This is a genomic window from Clostridium perfringens (genome assembly GCF_016027375.1).
In the GTDB taxonomy this organism is placed as follows: domain Bacteria; phylum Bacillota; class Clostridia; order Clostridiales; family Clostridiaceae; genus Sarcina; species Sarcina perfringens.
In genome coordinates this window covers 1,840,759-1,861,252 of the sequence record NZ_CP065681.1, presented here as the reverse complement: position 1 = coordinate 1,861,252, position 20,494 = coordinate 1,840,759, and the positions used below count along the sequence as shown (strand labels likewise).

The following is a 20,494-nucleotide window of genomic DNA, read 5'->3' as shown; positions in this document are numbered from 1 at the left end:
TTCTACTTACAATTTAATATAAGCTTGTACAAAATAAATTTTAAATTTTTAACCTACACCCTCCTCCATAATTAATATAAAACAAAAAGCTTAATGCACTCTTTGGCAACTGGCTGACATAGTTATAAACCTTAGTCCCTATAGCTTTGCGTCATTAGATTTCTCTAATTTTGCCCATTTTTTTTAAAGTTATAATATCATAATTTCTTTTAATTTTATAGTCTTTATAATAAATTTAATATAAATAAGCATTTTTTTTAATAATTTATCCAAAAACTTAATAGATTTATAATCCACTAAAATTTTATAAACAAAAAACCTATAAGATAGTCTTTTAAATGGACCACCCTATAGGCTCTTTAACACTTAGTTTTTTAAAACTATTCTTTATAAAATTTTAAAGTTTTATTTATATGTCCTTTTTCTCTCTTCTTCCGATTAAAGTCCAGTATAATACAAGTGCTACTAAAGATATAACTGCTAATACTAGTAAAACATTACTATATTGTATAGCTACTAAGTCACTGAAAAGTCCAGTAAAGTTCTTTCCTAAATACTTAGTTTCCATAAATATTGCTACATATGTTATTCCTATTGAAGTAGCTATATTTAAACAGAAATTATAGAAACCAATAGCAGTTCCTGTTTTTTCCTTAGGTATTGTTCTTGTTAATGTATCAATCATAGGTGCATACATTAAAGCAAAAGAACTTGAGAATAGTATCATTACAAAAATAAATACTAAAACTGATGTTTTTACAAATAAAGCTCCTATAATAAGACTCACTATTATACCTACTATAGCCATTTGAATACATTGCTTACTTCCTATTTTCTTAGAAACCTTTCCTGATAAAGCTCCTACAGTAGCAGCTAAAACATATGAAGGAACTAAAAGTAATGAAATTTGGTCTAATCTATAATTGTATATAGATTCAACTAAGAATGGGAACATAAATATAAATGCAAGTTGTACACTGTATATAACAAAGGCTACAAGTAATACTGATATAAAATTTCTATTTGTGAAAAACTTAATGCTTATAAAAGCATTTTCATTTTTACTTATGTATATAAGGAATAATGCAAGTGCAACTATAAATCCTATTAAAACTCCCCATTGGAATCCTGAAACAAAGATCATTAATGTTGCTGCAACTGTTGCAACTAATATAAATCCTATATAATCCACATTACCAGCTTTATTCTTTTCCTTAGGAATATATTTTAATATAAAAGGTAATATTACTAAAGTTAATAATGGAATTAAAAATAGTACTTGCCAACTTAAATATGTTGAGATATATCCTCCAGTAATTGTACCAATTACCTGTGAAATAGCATAACTACTTGTACTAAATCCTAAGTATTTTTTATGTTCACTCTCTTTAAAATACTTTGCTATAAATATTACATATAATGTTTCTGCACTTCCTAATCCAGCTGACTGAATTATTCTTGAAATAACAATAATTAAAAATGATTTCTGAAAAATAAATCCTAATAGTGAACCAACACATATTAATATAATTCCTAGTACCAATAAGGTTCTAACACTTATTGAATCAGATAAAGAAGCATATACAACAGCTCCAATACCAATAACTAATCCAGCTAAAGTTACTTGCCAACTAACAGCAGTGGCTGATATGTTAAAAGCTTTAGCCAAATCTGGTGAAATAATTTTAAATGAGTTGTCAATAACTAAAGCAAAAATCATTAAAGCTAATACAGCAGGTACCGCTTTTTTTATTTTTACTTCTTCAACATTTTCTAAAGTATTAAGTGAAATGTCCATTTTAAATCCTCTCTTTTCTTTTTCATTTGTGCTTCTTAAATAATAGCTTACTAATAATCATTATAAACTTGTCTACTCTTTTTACTTCATCCTCCCTCAATAATCGTTTACAGAACATACTAAAATCAACTTGTTTAGCAGTAAGTAAACTTGTCTAAGTTTTGCTTATTTTTTAGACAAGTTAATACTATCATATCTTTATTTCAATTTCAATACCCTTTATAAAGCTTTATTTTATCCCTTATTTTTATGTTTTATCCTATAATATATATAATTTACCTTATTTTAACTTGTATATTTTTATCATCTCTACTTAAAAATAATTCTCTATTAATTCAAATAAATAGAAATTTATGATATACTATTTCTGTTAAAGGTTGTATATAATATAAATTTTATAAATAAGTAAGGTGTTAAGATGAAACTCACTACAAAAGATACTAAAACTTCAAAAAAATTGCTCTATACATCTGTATATGATAAGTTATATAAAATGATTATTAATGGGGAATACCCTTTAAATTCAAAATTACCCTCTGAGCCTGAACTTGCAAAAAGCTTTGGGGTTAGCCGAATGACTTTGCGTCAAGCACTTGCTTTACTACAAGATGACGGTTTAGTAAAAAATATAAGAGGTAAAGGGAATTTTATAATATCTCCAGAAAAATGTGCTAAAAGAGATTTCTTAGAGTTAATAGGAAATCCTATATACAAGTGTCATACTGAAAAAATTCAAGATATTGAATTTGTATTCCGCTTAGAACTTGATAGTGATTATACTAAACAGGTTTTAGAAAAGGATTCCACAGCAGTAGTTGCTTGTGAACGTTATTATAAAAGCAAAAATAAAGTTTTAGCCTACGCTTTTACCTTTATATCTGTTGAAACCATAAAAGAACTTAAAATAGATTTAAATAATGAAAGTGAGCTACTAGACTTTCTTGAACATAAATCCTATGAAATATCAGAAAGTTCTATATTAGAAATAAAGCATTCCTCTGCTGGTAACTCCTTAAATCCAAAATATAAGCTTGTTGGAGGAAATCAATGCGATTTAGTCTTAGAAACATTATATGCTAATGATTATTCCCCTCCTATATTATTTAACAAATACTATATCCCATCTCAATATAGTACTTTTAAAATTAAAGCAAGAAAAAAAGAATAATTTAAACTTTTAAAAATATTTCTACATAAAAAACAGCAATAATATTTTAAATATTATTGCTGTTTTCATTTCTCATTACATTTTACTATATAAACTAAACAAACTTAATTTATTTATATAATTAATCCAACAATAGTTGCTGTTAACATACTTACTAATGTTGCACCATATAGTAGTTTAAGTCCGAAACGTGCAACTACATTTCCTTGTTCTTGGTTAAGCCCCTTTACTGCTCCTGAAATAATTCCAATTGATGAGAAGTTTGCAAAAGAAATTAAAAATACTGAAACAATACCAATTGATCTTGCTGATAAATTTAAAGTTCCACTTGATAATAAATTCATTGCAACAAACTCATTAGATACTAGCTTTGTTGCCATTACGCTGGCAGCTTGTATTGACTCATTTAAAGGTACACCCATTAAGAATGCAAAAGGTGAGAATACATATCCTAGTATCTCTTGGAAGCTCATTCCAAAGATTGATCTAAAAATCATGTTTATTACAGCAATGATTGCTACAAATCCAACTAACATAGCTGCTACTATAACTGCTACCTTAAATCCATCTAAGATATATTCACCAAGTACTTCAAAGAAAGTTTGTTTCTTTTCATCCTCAACTACTAAAATATCCTCTTCTGCTGATACAGAATATGGATTTATAACTGATGCTATAATGAATCCACCAAATAAATTAAGAACAATTGCTGTTACAACATATCTAGGTTGTAATAAAACCATGTAAGAACCAACTATAGACATTGATACTGTTGACATTGCTGATGCACAAAGAGTATATAATCTATGTTTAGGTAATAAAGCAAGTTCTTTTTTCACAGAAATAAATACTTCTGATTGTCCAAGTATAGCTGATGCTACAGCATTGTAAGACTCTAATTTACCCATGCCATTAATTTTACTTAAAACTAAGCCTATGTATTTAATTACAAAAGGAAGTATTTTTAAGTATTGTAAAATACCAATTAAGGCAGAAATAAAGATTATTGGTAAAAGAACACTAATAAAGAACGAAAATTGATCATTATTAACTAGTCCACCAAATACAAAGTTTACTCCATCTCCTGCACATGCAAGAAGCACATCAAAACCATTTGCTATACTTCCAACTAAATAATTTCCTACTTGAGTATTTAGCAGTATAAATCCTAATACGAATTGTAAAATAAGCATTAAAAATATAGGTTTATATTTTATATTCTTCTTATCACTACTTCCAATCCACGCAAGTGCTAAAATAACAATTAATCCTACAACTCCAATAATATATTTCATTTTTTCCTCCTTGTTACATACCATAAGTTTAATATTATTATCTTGTGCATATGGTACAATAAATACACTTTTAGTAGATTGTTTTTAATATTTCTCAAAAAAATCCTTATTCAGTTTTATTTTTTAAAAAAATATTAATTCGTACATCTTTTCGACACATTTATAAACATTTCAATTATAAATTTCTTTTAAATATATGTAAAGGCTTAATAATATTAAAATTGAAAGAAGAAATAAAACTTATTTTAATTTTAACCATATGAATACGTTTCGAACATCCAAATACGCATTTTTATGCATTTTTAAAATTTTATTAAAAAATGTTCAACCTTAAATTTTAATTTAAAAGTTAAGGTTGAACATAATAAATAAACTCTATTATTTATGAGATTTAATATAAAATACCCTTTGTATAGAATTAAATTCTTCGCAAATTTGAGATATTTCTTTTATATTAGGAACCTTTTTAGGTTTTATATCTATTCCCTGCTCAATAGATATTGCTATTTTCTCTAATACAAGTAATAATTGGGCTAATTCCTCATCAGATAAATTTAAATATTTCTTAGTCTCACAATACTTAGAAAGTAAATAACTAATATGCTCTAAGGAAAAGAATACAGGCCATAGCATTTCAAGCATTTCCTCATTACGAGGAACTTCCCCTAAGGCAGTGTTATATGCCACCTTAAGATTCATTAAGTCTACACCCATTTTTTCTTTCATATCTTTTATCTTTTTATTGTTAATTTCTTTATCATTGGTTGATAGAAGAACTAATAAATTCTTTTGACTATGTATTAACTTTACTATTAAATCCTTTAATCTACTAGAAGCTGAGCGTCGTCCAAAAATATAAATACCTATTAAACCTATTAAAGAACCTACCATTATATCAGTAATACGTGCTATTGCAAAATAAGTAATATTATGTATTTGTGTTGAAGTCTCTGCTATAAGTAAAGCATTTGGCGTAATAAACATTACTGCTATGGCATAATTTTTTACAATAAAAAGCTCTGTTAAAGCTGTTAAAATCATATTAATTATAACTATTATAAAACCATTTGGATTTGTTTTTAAAATAATAGTAGCTATTATTACTCCAATAATTGTACCAAAGGATCTCTGAATAGATTTATGAAAGGTTGATATAATAGTTGAACCTGACATGACAGCAGCACAGGATAAAGGTATCCAGTAGGGTCTTGAAAAAGGAAAACTAAAGGCTATTATAGCTGATATAGAAAGAACAACCCCATATCTAATAGCATTAATAAATACTATTGAATCTTTATTACACGCTCTTTTAACCTTACTCATTAATGACGTCTTTGAAATTTTAATGCTTTTTCCAATATATGTTAATGGTAAGTTAATAATAGCTTCAGTATCATAAATTATTTGTAAAAACTTATTATAATCCATATCTAAGTTTTCATAAGAATCTATCTTAAGCTTGTCTCCATCCTTAAAGTCAATTGCCATAGCTAATTTTCTTATCATATTACTAAGTTCTTTTGGCAACTTCTTGTTTTTATTAACATGCAACTCAAGCATTTCTAAAAACAATTTATTACCCTCTTCATTTAAAAGGTATAATCTATTAAATAAGAATGAATTCTTCCATGGAATATATCCAGTTAAAAGAATTTCCTCTGCTTCCCTTAAAGCAATAACAGTTTTGTTTCTTATATCATTAATATCTTCATTTCCAATATCTTCACTAAAATCTGCTAAGGTTAAATAAAGTCTTTTAATAACTTTTATTTCAGGACCATGTGGATTTAAAAAATATCCCTTCATGCTCATTAACCATGCAAAAAGCCCTCCCATAAGAACAACAAAAAATCTTATAAATGCTTCTGACTGATTAACAGGCATTCCTGTTGACACTAAAAAACTTAATACAAAGAACATTGAAGAAGGTCCTGGTATTTTTAAAACACCAAATATAAAAATTGCAACTCCTCCAATTAAACCTACCGTTAATATAATAAGAATGGGATAGGGAGCTAATAAAGTTCCTAAGGCAACTGACAAGCTAATACCAAGGGCTGCAAAAAATATTTTTTTACCACGCTGAGCATAAGGCTCATTTATAACATATAAATATGAAAAACTTCCTATTCCACCTAATAATCCTAAAGGAATTTTTCCTATTAAAACTCCTATAAGCACTGGAAATCCTGCACAGATCCCAGCATTTATTGCTTTTTGCCAAGGAAAAGGAGTTTTATTAATCTTAAATAATTGCTTTATTATAGTTTTATCCATGTACACTCCTTTTTTAATTTAAATTTTCCATTAAACTTAAGTTTCTTAATCTAAATTGTTCATCATTTTCTCTAAAACACTATTAAAAATCTCTAATTCTTCTTTATTAATATTACTTATAGCCTCTACCTCTATATTCTTAGCTTCTTCAAACCATTTAGGAAACATTTCATAAGACTTTTCTGTTAAATTTATAATTCTTTCACGCTTATCCTTTCCCTCAGTTCTAATAACTAAGCCCATTTTCTCCATTCTACTTAGGGTTCTAGTAATTGTTGGAGCCTCTACTCCAAGATATTGGCTTAGTTCAATTTGAGTACACTGCTTTTTTTCATGTAAATATAATATAATACCCCACTGTGATGAATATAGCCCAAGAGGAGCAATCTTCTCATTTAATTTCTTAGTAAAATTTCTAGCTAGTTGATTCACTTTATGCCCATATAAATTCAATTTTATTCCTCCTTTCATTTAATTACCTAGGCAATAATTACCTAGGTAATTATATCATCTTAATTTATAAGAATCAAATTTCCATAAAAAAACCACATGAATATATTTATATAACATATTCATGTGGTTATAAAAAATTATACTTTAAATAATATTACAGTCTGCTTCTTTAAGAAATTGTGTATTTATATAATACTAAACTATTTGTGACTTTAGCTTAATATGCATTCTGGCATAGTTACATATGTTAAAAATTTTTTCTTCTAACTATTTTCCTCCCCTTTAGTTGTCTTATTGATAAATTATACATTTATATAATCTTCTATAGACTCTAAAAGAATCTCCTCTGGATAAAGGGCCATAACTAAATCATCTTCTATAAGTTTATAAAATCTTGTAGAATAAGTAATTACAAGCTTACTATTTGGAAGAGTAAGCCTTAGGATTTCCCCATAACAATTAGGCTTTCCTCCACTAGGTTCCCCTATTATTTTTGCATTAGTACTATTTTTAAAGGTATAAGCATTTAAAAGGGCTGAAGAAAAAGTTTCTCTTCCTATTATAACTTTTAAATTTTCCTTTTTATTTATCTTTTTATTATACTTTAAATAATCTATTAAGGGAGTAAAAAGTGTTGAATCTCCCCCTAAGTTATTTCTTAAATCTACAGTTACCTTTTCTATATTTTTCTTCTCAATTAGGCATAGTATATTTTCAATCTTTTTCCCTATGCTTTCCTCTCCCTGTTCCCTACAACTATTATATTTTATGTATAACTCTCCACTCTCCAAAACTTCAAACCAAAGATTCTCAGAATCATTTTTAGCATACATAGGAAGTCTTTCATTTGTATAAACTAAATCCTCAAAGGAACAGGTTGAAACCTCATATTCTCCCTCATCTAAGGTTATTTTTATTTTATCCATATTATCAATTATTAAAAGTCCATATAAAACCTCTGCTATTTGCATATATTTCATGCTTTGAGCCTTAAAGAAATACTCATTCTCAAAGGAAATAATATTAGAAAGTTCCTCTAAAACCTCTTCTATCTTCATATCACCAAGGGCTAAAACCTTCTTAAATAAGAGCTTTTCATACCCTTTGCAGGTATTTATAATATATACTCCCTCATTAAAATAATAAAACTTTAAAGGAATAAACCTTTTAGCAGGAAATATAAGTGAAGTATGAGCATCCTTTAAAGAAGCCACAACCCTTGATATTTCAACCTTCATCTCCTCATAATCTAAGTCATTAACCATGCTTTTTAAATTCTCTATCTTTTCATTGAAACTTTCTTCCGCTGTATAAGCAAATAGATTATTATGCCTTTTCTTAAGCTCTTCTTTTAAATACTCAATGTCCTCTACCCACTTTTTCTCCCATGTATTTTCCATAAGCTCTCCTTTACAGATAATATTAAAATACTACTCCTATAAATAAAATTATTTTTTCAAATATATATAGGTTATTTTTAATTTACCTTTAACTTTTTTATTTATCTCTTAATCTCTTTAAAACTAATTCTCTTTCTAAATCCTCTAAAGCAAAATTCGCTTAAATCCTCTAAGGCAAATTCTATTTCCTCTTTTCAAAATATCTTAAGGGAAAATCTATTTCCCCTGTAGAAACATCTTAAATCAAAATTTATGTCTCCTCTTTGGAATCCCCTTAAGCTAAAACCTATTTCTACTTTAGAAAATATCTATTGTAAACTATTTATATTTTAACACATTAATAAGTTGATTAAAGGTTTACTTTTGGATAAAATATTAAGGTACGATACAAAACATTAAGATTAAGTTTATAAGATACTAATGAGGAGGATATTTTTCTATGGACGTACTTGTATATGTGGCTATCAGTGTTGGTGTACTATCTGGAGTTTGGGCATGGATGGCAGCAGTATTTGGAATGGTAAGTTGGACTGGCTTTGTTGGTTGGACTAGTTATTATTCCTCAGGTGGAATGGCTAAAGGACTTTTTAGATCCCTTTGCTCAAATGCAACAGGAATTATTTACGCCCTGCTTATTATAAAAGGATCATCTATTTTCCCAAATGAATATTGGTCTTATTTTTTAACAGCCTTTTTCTCTTTTATGATGGTAATACAAGCCAAGCTTAAAAAATTCGAATTTATCTCTGGAGCATTCTGTGGCTGCTTCTCAACCTTTGGATTAAACGGAAATTGGCAAGCTGTAATACCAGCACTACTTTGTGGAAACGTATTAGGATATATATCACAAAAGATAGGAATCTACTGTCATAAAGTATTTAGTAAAAGTTAAATAATATTAGTTAAGAATTAATAAAAAACAAAGGTAATCAATTAAAATAAGTGACTGCCTTTGTTTTATTCTAGAATTGCTAATTTGGTAGTTGGAAAATACCCTTTTTAAATTCCAACCTACATTATTATATATTTTTACCTATAAGATAATTTACCTATTGAACTAAATGTTATAAATTTTGAATTATAATAATCATCCGATATTTTATTCTTTAATAAATTAAAAAATGATTCATCATGAGTAGAAATTACAATTTGCCATTTTCCATCCACAATTATATTCCTTAGTAGATCCACAAAAGCTAAAACATTAATATCATCAAAATGTCCTACTGGATCATCTATAAAAATTGTTTTTACTTTTAAATCCATAGATAATGCTTGTCCTAAAAATATACTTAATGCAACTGTATTTAATTGCGCAGTGCTAAAAAAATATTCTGGTAAAATTGTTTGATTATTTTCTCCGTAGGTCTTTAAATATAATTCTGGTATATCTTCTTCCTGGTTTTTTCCTTTATTAGAAAATCCCACTTCAATCTTTAATCTACTAAATTCCTTATTAGGTTCTATTATTGAATATATTTGATTCATTGATTTACTACCTAATACATTTTCTATATTTTCTTCTATATACTTTTTAAGATTAATAAATATCTTATCAATTTTATTTTTGCTTAGTTCATATTTTTTTAATTTTATTTTTTTCATTTTTATTAATTCATTTAATTCATTATACTTAATATTATAGTCAGAATTACATAATTCATTGTTTAAATAATCTAATATATCAACTTTTACTTTTATATCTTTTATTATTTTATCTTTATTAATAATATAATTTTTTAATTCATTGAATTTAATATAATTATTATTAAATATTTGTAGCATATAATCACTATAAGTAGATTCTATGTAAGTAAAATTTTCTTGCCCACACTGGCTATCATTTTCATATTTTTCATATCCTATAAGATAATCACTAATTATTGTATTTTCTTTTTCAAATTTTATTATTTGTTTTTTTAATAACTCATAGTATGATTTGAAATAACTCCATTCCATTATTTTATTATTTTTTTTATTATTAATTTGATTTACTTTATTAAGCAAAACTTTATTATATTCGTTTTTATAAAAATTATCACTTCTACTTTCTAATTCATCTATAATATTTTTAAAATTCTCAATATCTTTTTCTAATTTCCTCACCGCTTTTGATATTTCATTCATTTCTTTTATTTTAATACCTAATTCGTTTTTATATTTATCTTTTATTATATTTAACCATTCTTTTATTAAAGTTTCAGAAATTACTCCTTCATATTTATCTATTTCATTTAATTCTTCTTTAAAAATCTTAATATTTTGCTCTTCATGTTCAATTTCTTTTTTAATTTTTTTACTTTCATGTGTAATTTGAGCAAATTCACTTGCATAATCAGAATTTTGTTTTCCAAGACTAATTTTATAATCTTCACACTCTTCATTCCAATTTATTATAAGTATTTTTTTCTTTTTCAACTCTGCCTGCTCTGCTTCCAAACTTAATTTATATTTATCATATAATCTTTTACAATGCTTGCTTTGTTCATTTAAATTAATTTTCCCTAATAATATTCCGACATCATCAAATGGAGTATGACATACTGGACATGCACTTAACTTTTCTTTATCAATATATCCTTTAACCTCTATAAGTATTTTTTCTAATTCATCAAAGTTTTTCTTGAATAAATCATATATTTTTTTATTTTTAATTACTTCTTGAGACTTTTCATTAATTTGTTCTGTTATTTTTTTATATTCCATAATATATCTTTTTCTTAAATCCAAAAATTTTTCATCATATTCAGATATTGACATTATATATATATCAAAATCATTATTTTCATCTTTTATTTTTGCCTCTTCTAAATTGCTCATTATGTCTTGATTCTTTTGTTTTAAAGTTTTAATTTTCTCTAAATAATATAAATTTTCTCTATATTTAGATTGCTTATTTGATAACTCTTTTATTTTTTCTTCAATCACCCTAGTTTTATAGAGAATATTTTCTTCTTCATCTTCTATGTTCTTAATCTTATCTATTAAGATTTTAATTACTTCATTAACTTCAGTTAATTTATTATTCTTTAATTTAAAGGTTTGTTGTTTAATTTTAATTTGATTATTGTTAAGTTCAATATTAGATTCTGTTTTCTTCCATTCTTTATATTCTTCAAACCATAAAATACCTGCTTTATCCAAATCTTCATACTCATCAACTTCAACTTTAATTTTTTTCATTTTATATTCTATATTATTCCTTTTATCAGTGTAATACTTGTTATAAAATTTTATAAGATATAATACTTTTTCTTTAATTAAATCTTCTTTATCAATGACTTTGTTAAAGGTATTTTTATATTGAATTATTTCTTTCGAATCAAGAATATTAAGTATTTTATTTCTACTTTTCATCAATTTACTTAATTTAATTTCACTCACTTGTTCTATTTTATTAAAATCTTCAATTTTATTATTTATTTCCTCTATTTTTTCATCACTTAATAATAACTTTTCTAACTCACAACTAGCTTCATTAATTAACTTTTCAATTGTTTCTATTCTTTTTGTAATTAACTTTTTAATACTATATATCTTAGCAAAAAACATTCGTTGACTTTTATCACTATCCCAAAAATTACCCCAATCTTCATATTTCTGACTAGGAGTCTTTGCAAAAACAAAACTATCTATTTTATCATGTGCTAATATTTGCTTCTCATCTATATAAATCTTATTTATATTATTACCACTCAACTTCCCCCTATTATAATCTCTATATCCCTTTTCTTCTATATCTTTCTTTGCTCTTCTTACAGTTCTTTTACTTATAGATTTATTCGAATATTTAACTTCAACATATGACTTAACATTATTATTTTCTATTTTTCTATTTGAAAGAATATATCCTTTATATTTTTTTATTTCTTTATTTATATCATTTTCTTCAAACCTATATAACTTCCCCGTAGAAAACCATTCTACACCATCAAAGAAAGATGTCTTTCCCATCCCATTTTGTCCATAAATACATATAAAATCTGCTGGCATTCCATCCTTATTATTAAAATCCACAGTATTAAACTTGTCTTCAAATGCACGAAAATTAGTTAACTTTATTTGCTCTATTTTAGTCAATTAATTCACCACCTGTTTCATTTGAATTTAATATTTCTACGATTTCATCAATATCCTCTTCTTTTATACTTTCTTTGTTTTTTAAACACTCATAAAGTTTCCTTTCATTTTTTGATAATATATCTGCTATAGAAAAAAAACTATCAGCTTTTTCTATATTAAAATAAAATAATCTATTACTTATAATGGATTCTATTTCTTCTGTATTTTCTGGCATATCACTTTTAATTACTATTTTTCTTGATGAATACTTATCTTGTTCTATTCTAGATACTAACTGCTCATCAATATTATTCATAAAAAATATTACATATACATTATATAGCTCTATGTATTTTTCTAAATTACTTTGTACATATAAAGCAACATTATCAACTATCATTTTCCAATTATCACCTAAGTCTTTTTCACTACTAAATTCACAACTTATTATATTAACTGTATATTCTCCTTTATTATTGCATTTAATTTTTTCTTCAAAATGATATACTCTTAAATTATTGCATTCTATATTTTCTTTTATTAATTCAATATACTTACTTATAACATTCATAATTATCTTTCTCCTATTTTAATTCTGTATAGTGGTTTTGATAATATTAATCATATCTTCTAATGTATCTTCATCAATATTTTCAATTAATTCTATTATAGGTATAACTGATAGCTGTTGTGTTTGAATAAATCCTTTTTTTATATCAAATTGGTTTTTTGAAGCAGTTGGCTCTTTGATATCCCTTACAATTTTTTTAAATTGTTTAGCCGTACAACATTTTTCCTTACCTTTTATTCCTTTTCTAGTCCCCCACAATATTAAACTAAAATCATCAACTTTATTCCTTTTTAAATAATCTGTTTTTAAAGATTCAATAAAATTAGATAAAGTAACTCTACTCATACTACTATCACCATCACAACATATATATTTTATGGGAATTAATTTTTCTTGTTCAGTCAATTTTAGTTTTGAAAATTCTTCAACTTTATTTATATACTTTAATATACATAATATAATTAATAAATTATTTCTAAATGTTTGACATTCATAATGACAATCCTTTTTTTCACATTCTTTTGATATTCCACAAAAATCACTTTTAATTAATTCTTCATAATTAGAATTAATTATTTCTTTCATAACGTCTTCTAAACAATCATTTTCAATTTCTTCTTGAAAATTATAAACTGCATCAAATAACTCTCCGTTTATATTACCAGCTTCATCTGGAATGTCCCAATTATTATCCTTACATATTTCAATTAATAATTTTGCATCCATTCCACTACAAGTATTTAAAGTTACATCATCCCCTAAACTATTGCTATGTATCCCTAAAAGTAGCAATTCAGAATTATCATTTAAAAATATTCCCGATCCAGAAAATCCGATTATCTGATCATTAGCCTCAAAAGGTTTAATTCCTAAAGAAGTATCTAATCTATATGTAAATCTATTATTAATTTTTTCAGGAGTCTCTAGTACAGCATAAGCTAGCTTATTAGATGAACAAAATGAACTTATTTGATGTAACGAGTTCGGATACCCTCTAAAAATTAGATTTCTATTACCACTCAAATTATCTATCCCATTAATTCTATATGGATAATGAATATTTATATTTATATTTTTACATCTTAAAATCGCAACATCTTTATATGGTAAAATCTTCTCCCCAAATTTAGCCTCTTTGTGGCACGCTATATTATTTTCATCAATATTAACAGTTTTCTCTTCTTCATCTTTATCAAGATATCTAACAACTATATTTTTCTTTTTATTCACAACATGTGCTGCAGTAAATACATACATATATTCTGAATCTTTTTCAGGTTGCCACCATACTCCACTTCCTAATATTTCGTTTCTTTCTTCTCCAACATCTTCTTCTATTCTAACTGAAAGATATAATAGTTTATCATCTATCACCTATATATCCTCCCCATCAACAATCTCTATTAAATTCTTTTCTAGTATAGTCAATTTATTATTATCAATATAATTTAACTTATCATTTTTATTAAAATAACCTACTGAATCCCACCAATTATAATTGCAATATATCGTCGATTTTTCACAACAATTAACAATTCTCGCTATTGTTTCCTTATGAACAATACTCTTCTTGCTAATAATAAAATTATGTGCACCTAATTTCTTTATTAATTCACAATTAGTATTTCTTTTACTACCATGATGTGCAATCTTAACAATATCTACTTTAGAATTCTTATAATATTTATCAAATCCATTAATTATATCAGTAGCAACTGCATCTCCTAAAAACGCTATTTTTTTATTATTATATTCAAATATAAAAGCAATTGAAGCTTTATTAGTACTTGTATTTTCCTCATCATAACTATCTTCTAGATATAAACTATCTAAACTTTTAACGTATTCTATACTCCCATTCAGGTTATATTTATCAACCAATTCAGCCACATTAATTAACGCTTCTTTTTGTGGCGAAATAACTTTTAATTTAGCTTCGTTAATTTCCTCTTCATATCCTTCATACACAAGAGTTTCTAAGAATATTTTTTTCTTTTTTATTTCATCAACCAATGTTCCTACATTTTTAGGTGAAAGTAATTGATTTTTTTTATATACGCTAATTCCATTCCCATTCAACCATATTTTTTTTATAATACTACAATCATTATTTTTTATATAATTATTAAAACCTAATATATGATCATTATCTATATGAGTAAATATTAGTAAATCTACCTTCTCATTTCGATTTTTTATAGTTTCAATTACTTCTCTAAAGCCATTAACAAACATTGCTGGTCCAGAATCAATTATAATATTAGTTTTTTTTTCTTCTCCAAAATGTAACCAAATACATTCACCATTAAATGCTTTTTCAATCCTGATTTCCAACATCTTATACATTCCTTTCTTTATTTATATTATAAAAATATTTTTTAGTAGTCTTTTTATATTATACAATAATTTCCCTTTATTTTCTTTAATATTCCATTTATTTTATTAATATCTCACCTCATATGAATATAATATAAAGTCTTTGACAATTTCTTTATTATTTTAAGTTATACCTTTTAATTCTACTTACAATCTAATTCCTACAGAATTTTAAACAAATAAAAAGACACATTAAATAAAACTTTAACGTGTCTTTTATAAATAATTGCCTCATTAATAAAATCCTATATGATTATTTTTTACATTATCTTGTTTTAATATCTTTTTAACATCTTTTTTATATTACATTCCTTAATATAGATATGCTATAAGTTAAGAGTAATTATATGATAGAAAGTTAAACGGTGGTATATAACTGAACTTTTAAATGCTAACCTTAAATTTTATAATGAATTTATGACATTAAAATAACCCACGAAAATTAAACAAAATAATTTTCGTGGGTTTTTATATGGTGGAGGCGACGGGTGTCGAACCCGTGTCCGAAAGCAGACCAGTAAGACTTTCTACGAGTGTAGTCTTGTGTTTTAAAATTCCCTCAGAGAACGTCCACAGACAAACTTTCTCCTTGGTAAGCTTCATAAATTCCGTTCCTAGCTCAAAGCTTTGCTAGGCTCGGTTCCCCACTTTTAAATGACACCCTTACTCTCAACCGTGGGCAATTGAGGAAGGATGAGCAGCGCTAAATTAAGCTGCTAATGCAAAATTATCTTCTGCGTTTATCTTTAATGCATACTTTATTATCGAGGCACCATGCTTCCCTCGACTCGCTTATCAAACCCATCTTACCCCCGTCGAAGCCAAAACGCCCCCATGTATGAGATAATAATATGGTCTAAACGCTAAAAATTCCATATTCAATTTTTAAATTCAAAAGTTTTAATCAAACTTATGTTCTCATTATATATTAATTAATTAATTTAGTCAAGGGACATATATTTTTGTTTGTAAGAGATAAATTCCTTGACTAATTAATTAACTTTTAACATTCTAAAACAGACAATTTATATAATACCTAATTCTACTTAAAATATCAATGGTTAATTTTACCTAAATTAAAATTTCTTATCTTTTGCTCTCTTTAGGCTTAAGGTGTTACTTTTTAGCCCTATTTAGCTAATAAAAATAATCTTAAAAAAATTATTTAAAGTAAACTTCTCCATCTTCTATCTTATCTATAGTAACTAGAGATTCAACTCTTATTCCTTTGTCTTCTAAGTGAGCTCTTCCGCTTTGGAATCCTTTTTCTATAACTATTCCTACTCCAACAACTTCAGCTCCAGCTTGTTTAACAACATCTATTAATCCAAAAACTGCACATGCATTTGCTAAGAAATCATCAACTATAAGGATTTTTTCTCCTGGTTTTATGAATTTCTTATCAACAACAACATTGTATATTGTTTTTTTAGTGAATGAATAAACCTCTGAGTTAAATACCTCTTCTCTCTTGTTTCTTGGTAATCTTTCTATTTTCTTACCAAAAACAACTGGTACATTATCAAAGTATTGAGCAGTTATTATTCCTAATCCTATTCCTGTTGATTCTATTGTAAGGATTTTGTCTATTTGATCATTTTTAAATCTATCTTTAAATTCTTTTCCTACTTCGTTAAAAAATTCTACATCCATTTGGTGATTTAAAAAAGAATCAACCATTAAAATATTATCTTCTGTAACTCTACCTTCTTTTTTTATCTTATCTTTTAATAGTTCCATTTGGTTACATCCTTTCTTACTATTAATTTATAGTATTAACTTCCTATATTATATCATAATAGGAAAACCTATTGCTATCTAATTTTATTATACAGTATTCTTATTATTCATGTAATCCTTTTTAGTAATTCTTTATATAATAATAGTAGAAGAATATTTAGGAGAGATAAATATGACTTCATTTCAATCATTAATAATAATACTTATATGTATTTTATCCATAATTATAATTTTATATTTAATCGAGTCAGATAATTTTCTGCCAGAAAAACAAATAAGGAAATATGTCTCTCTAGGGAAATTTAAACATGCTCTTTATCTTTTAGACAAGTATTCAGCAAAATTAGATCCTCTATTTTTCTACAATAATAAAATTTTAGTACTATCAAAACAAAAAGATTTTGATGCAGCCTATGAACTTTCCATAGAGGCAATAAAAAAGCTTAAAGAACCTAATTATGAGCTATACAATAATATTTCATTTGTATATTACAATCTAAAACTTTATCATAGAGCCATAGATTTTTCAGAAAGAGCCTTAAACTTAAATCCTATAGATACCTTTGCTTTAAACAATAAAGGCTTCTCTTATATTGAAATAGGGGAATACTCTAAAGCTGAGGAGTGTTTTGATAAAGCATTAGAATTTAATCCTTATTTTAAAAATGCCTTATCTGGAAAGGCATATTGCGCTTTTGAAAAGGGTGATTATCTTCTTGCTACTAAATATCTTCAAGATTTTGTTTCAATTGAAAAAAATAATGCCTCTGCCTATAAAAGATTAGGAGAATGTTACTTTCTTTTAAATGACTTAAAAAATAGTTCTAAAATGTATGAGAAATCCTTAGAAATAGACCAAGAAAATGATGCTTCTTATTGTGAATATGCAAATGTACTTCTTTGCTTAGGTCACTATGATAAAGCCTTAAACAATTTAAACAAGGCACTTGCCATATCACCCTATAACTTTATGGCCTTTTACTATAAAGCAAGAGCTTACTCCTTAAAGAAAGATTTTGATAATGCCTTTTATTATTTAGAAAGAGCCTTTAACTATTGTGATTCCTTAAAAGAAATGGCCCTTAAGGATGAAATGCTTACAAACTTAAAGTTTTTCTCAAAGTTTAGTGAGTTATTAGAGATTCATAATATACAAAACTAACTTTTAAAGTGAAAAGCTAAAAATTATTCTAATTAATTTTTTCATAGATTTAGAATCACTCTAAAAAACTCTTAAATCTTAAAAATTACACCTATTAATTTTAAAATTTTAAGAGTTAATATAAATTTATACTGATTAATTTTTTAACTATTAATTTTTAATTATACTTCCTTTTAAATTTCTATAGAAAAATATTATATAAGAAGTTTAAAATATGAGCCTTAATAATACTTAGTTTCTATCCTAACTTTATTAAGGCTCTAAATTCTATTTATAAACTACTAACTTTTATAAGGAACATTTACTCTTTTAGATTTATTTTAATCTCTAAAATAAATTTATAAACTACTCACTATAATCCTCTACACTTATACTTAAGAAAATACAGTCCTTACTTTTATTAATAGCTTCTTTTATTTCCTCTGAATCCATGTCCATTCCTATAACATTACTACTAATTCCATTTCCTGAAGTTGCATAATAAAGACAAACTCTCTTTCCTTTTTCAAGCTCTAAATCATAATCTCCAGCAAAATTAGCACTTAAATAGTCCTTTATATTTTCCTCAGCCTTGTAATTATGATGACTATAAACTCCCTCTCCTCCTAAAAGACAATTTATACTATTATCCTCTTTAAAGTTTATCCCTAAGGTTATATTCTCTTTCCCCTTTTCATAGGTTTCACTTACACTTGTTAAAATAGGCTCATTTTTAACTTCTTTCCCCTCTTTATAAACCTCATAATTTAAATCAATCTTATACCCCTTACCTTTAGAAATATTTTTCACATTATAGAAAAAAACTCTATTGTCAGTTAAACTTAAAATCTGCTCCTCTTTTTCTGAAAGCGGCTCAAAACTCACCTTTACAACATCCTTTTTAGAAAGCTCTCCACATCCCACAAACAAGACTACTGGAATCATAGCTAAAATTACCCCTTTTAAAACTCTCATTAAAACACCCCTATATTAATTTTTATATTATAATTTTAAAATGCCTATTTATATTAATTACATTAATTGTAACTATTTTTATATTATATGCTAACTTCCTAACCCAGTATTTTAAAATTTATTCTTACTTAAAGTCTTGTATATTTTTAATTTTCAAGTTTTTCCTAAGGCACTAACTATTTTTAATTTATAAATACTGCCTCCTTTTAACTTGTATTTTCCTAAATTACTACCTCTCTAAACTTTAACCTCCTTCCCCCTTATAAAATTTCTCCTTTACATAAGTTAATAAAAACATATAATAACCTAATTTAATCTAAAACTTTATAAATTAATAATAAACAAAAGTTACTTGACTTAAATATAAAAAAGGTACTTAAAAGATAAAGTTTTAAAATTAAAATAATAACTTTTTCTTCTAAGTACCTTCTAGAAAAGAAACTAATATCTATTTCTTTCCTTAAGTTGTCTATCCATCTCTCTCTTATGAGCCTTTTCAAGCATTGTATCTCTCTTGTCGTAGTTTTTCTTACCTCTACAAACACCTAAGTTAACCTTAACTCTTCCATTCTTTAAATATAAAGAAAGTGGTATTAAAGCAACCCCTTGTTGTTGAACTATTCCTATTAATCTTTGAATTTCACTTTTATGAAGAAGTAATTTTCTTTTTCTTAAAGGATCAACATTAAAAATGTTTCCTTGCTCATAAGGACTTATATGCATATTATTTATAAATATCTCTCCATTATTTATATCTGCATAACAATCCTTTAAGTTAACTCTTCCGTTTCTAATAGACTTAACCTCTGTTCCAACTAAAGCTATACCTGCTTCCATAGCCTCATCAACAAAGTAATCATGTCTAGCTTTCCTATTCTCTGCTAATGTCTTATTGTCTTTTCTCTTTGCCATACTTCTCACCTACTATGGTTATATTAAAAGCAATTTTACTTACCCAAAGCAAAACGCCTCTTATTTCTTTTCTTTGCTTATTATTTTAACATATTTACTATTTAAATGTAAATTCACAAAACTGTACTTATTAACCTTAAGCTAATAAGCCCCTATATCCGCCCCATAAAACCATAAAATCTTCAAATCACGTTATCATATCCCTCTATACTTTTCCATATAAAAAGTTTCAAATCACCTTACTCTTTAACTAAATAACTATTAAACATACTAATTTTCTATGTGAATTATTCTAATATTTAATAAGCTAATAAATAGTCTAATTT

The 20,494-nt window shown here is 25.9% G+C and carries 15 protein-coding genes, 1 other RNA gene and 1 riboswitch; of the genes, 3 read left to right on the top strand and 13 right to left on the bottom strand.

Annotation, left to right across the window (positions count from 1 at the left end; all coding sequences use genetic code 11):
• Positions 1–101: 101 nt before the first annotated feature.
• A riboswitch (cyclic di-GMP riboswitch) is annotated at positions 102–185 on the bottom strand.
• Positions 186–409: 224 nt separating this feature from the next.
• Positions 410–1,798, bottom strand: coding sequence for an MFS transporter (locus I6G60_RS08980; RefSeq protein ID WP_003465811.1), 1,389 nt, complete (start codon positions 1,796–1,798; stop codon positions 410–412).
• 418 nt (positions 1,799–2,216) lie between these two features.
• Here I6G60_RS08980 and I6G60_RS08975 point away from each other — a divergent pair, with 418 nt between their 5' ends.
• Positions 2,217–2,966, top strand: coding sequence for a GntR family transcriptional regulator (locus I6G60_RS08975; RefSeq protein ID WP_003477901.1), 750 nt, complete (start codon positions 2,217–2,219; stop codon positions 2,964–2,966).
• A 113-nt stretch (positions 2,967–3,079) separates the two neighbouring features.
• Here I6G60_RS08975 and I6G60_RS08970 read toward each other — a convergent pair whose 3' ends face one another.
• The 4 genes from I6G60_RS08970 to I6G60_RS08955 all read right to left on the bottom strand — a co-directional run bounded on the left by I6G60_RS08970 (position 3,080) and on the right by I6G60_RS08955 (position 8,391).
• A complete protein-coding gene (locus I6G60_RS08970) occupies positions 3,080–4,261 on the bottom strand; it encodes a NupC/NupG family nucleoside CNT transporter (protein WP_011590735.1) in 1,182 nt (393 codons plus the stop codon).
• Between the two features lie 378 nt (positions 4,262–4,639).
• A complete protein-coding gene (locus tag I6G60_RS08965; RefSeq protein WP_110016235.1) occupies positions 4,640–6,538 on the bottom strand; it encodes an FUSC family protein in 1,899 nt (632 codons plus the stop codon).
• Positions 6,539–6,583: 45 nt separating this feature from the next.
• Entirely contained in the window at positions 6,584–6,991 is a 408-nt protein-coding gene (locus I6G60_RS08960) for a MarR family winged helix-turn-helix transcriptional regulator (protein WP_110016234.1), read from the bottom strand.
• A gap of 302 nt (positions 6,992–7,293) precedes the next feature.
• Positions 7,294–8,391, bottom strand: a complete 1,098-nt coding sequence (locus I6G60_RS08955) for a S41 family peptidase (RefSeq protein ID WP_110016233.1) — start codon at positions 8,389–8,391, stop codon at positions 7,294–7,296.
• A 439-nt stretch (positions 8,392–8,830) separates the two neighbouring features.
• Between I6G60_RS08955 and I6G60_RS08950 the strand changes: the two genes are divergently transcribed.
• On the top strand, positions 8,831–9,283 hold the full coding sequence (locus I6G60_RS08950; RefSeq protein WP_057231503.1) for a DUF1097 domain-containing protein: 453 nt from the start codon (positions 8,831–8,833) through the stop codon (positions 9,281–9,283).
• A gap of 137 nt (positions 9,284–9,420) precedes the next feature.
• On the opposite strand, the gene I6G60_RS08945 is transcribed toward I6G60_RS08950, so the two are convergent.
• From I6G60_RS08945 to I6G60_RS08920, 6 genes are all read right to left on the bottom strand, one after another.
• On the bottom strand, positions 9,421–12,471 hold the full coding sequence (locus tag I6G60_RS08945) for an AAA family ATPase (RefSeq protein WP_057231505.1): 3,051 nt from the start codon (positions 12,469–12,471) through the stop codon (positions 9,421–9,423).
• Entirely contained in the window at positions 12,464–13,024 is a 561-nt protein-coding gene (locus I6G60_RS08940; RefSeq protein WP_057231507.1) for an ABC-three component system middle component 1, read from the bottom strand. The genes I6G60_RS08945 and I6G60_RS08940 overlap by 8 nt, the downstream gene beginning before the upstream one ends.
• A gap of 18 nt (positions 13,025–13,042) precedes the next feature.
• Positions 13,043–14,398 carry a serine protease gene (locus I6G60_RS08935; RefSeq protein WP_096071516.1) on the bottom strand — a complete coding sequence of 452 codons (1,356 nt, stop codon included), beginning with the start codon at positions 14,396–14,398 and terminating at the stop codon, positions 13,043–13,045.
• The gene (locus I6G60_RS08930; RefSeq protein WP_057231512.1) at positions 14,399–15,361 is read right to left on the bottom strand and encodes a ComEC/Rec2 family competence protein; all 963 of its coding nucleotides are present in this window, start codon (positions 15,359–15,361) and stop codon (positions 14,399–14,401) included.
• A gap of 512 nt (positions 15,362–15,873) precedes the next feature.
• Positions 15,874–16,234: a transfer-messenger RNA gene (ssrA, locus tag I6G60_RS08925) on the bottom strand.
• A gap of 327 nt (positions 16,235–16,561) precedes the next feature.
• On the bottom strand, positions 16,562–17,140 hold the full coding sequence (locus I6G60_RS08920; protein WP_003465824.1) for a xanthine phosphoribosyltransferase: 579 nt from the start codon (positions 17,138–17,140) through the stop codon (positions 16,562–16,564).
• 172 nt (positions 17,141–17,312) lie between these two features.
• On the opposite strand from I6G60_RS08920, the gene I6G60_RS08915 reads away from it, so the two are divergent.
• Positions 17,313–18,302 (top strand): tetratricopeptide repeat protein, encoded by a 990-nt coding sequence (locus I6G60_RS08915; RefSeq protein ID WP_110016230.1) that lies wholly within the window; start codon positions 17,313–17,315, stop codon positions 18,300–18,302.
• Positions 18,303–18,647: 345 nt separating this feature from the next.
• Here I6G60_RS08915 and I6G60_RS08910 read toward each other — a convergent pair whose 3' ends face one another.
• Together I6G60_RS08910 and smpB are read right to left on the bottom strand one after the other, a co-directional pair.
• On the bottom strand, positions 18,648–19,256 hold the full coding sequence (locus tag I6G60_RS08910) for a hypothetical protein (protein ID WP_025648011.1): 609 nt from the start codon (positions 19,254–19,256) through the stop codon (positions 18,648–18,650).
• 441 nt (positions 19,257–19,697) lie between these two features.
• Entirely contained in the window at positions 19,698–20,168 is a 471-nt protein-coding gene (gene smpB, locus I6G60_RS08905) for an SsrA-binding protein SmpB (RefSeq protein ID WP_003456486.1), read from the bottom strand.
• Positions 20,169–20,494 lie beyond the last annotated feature (326 nt).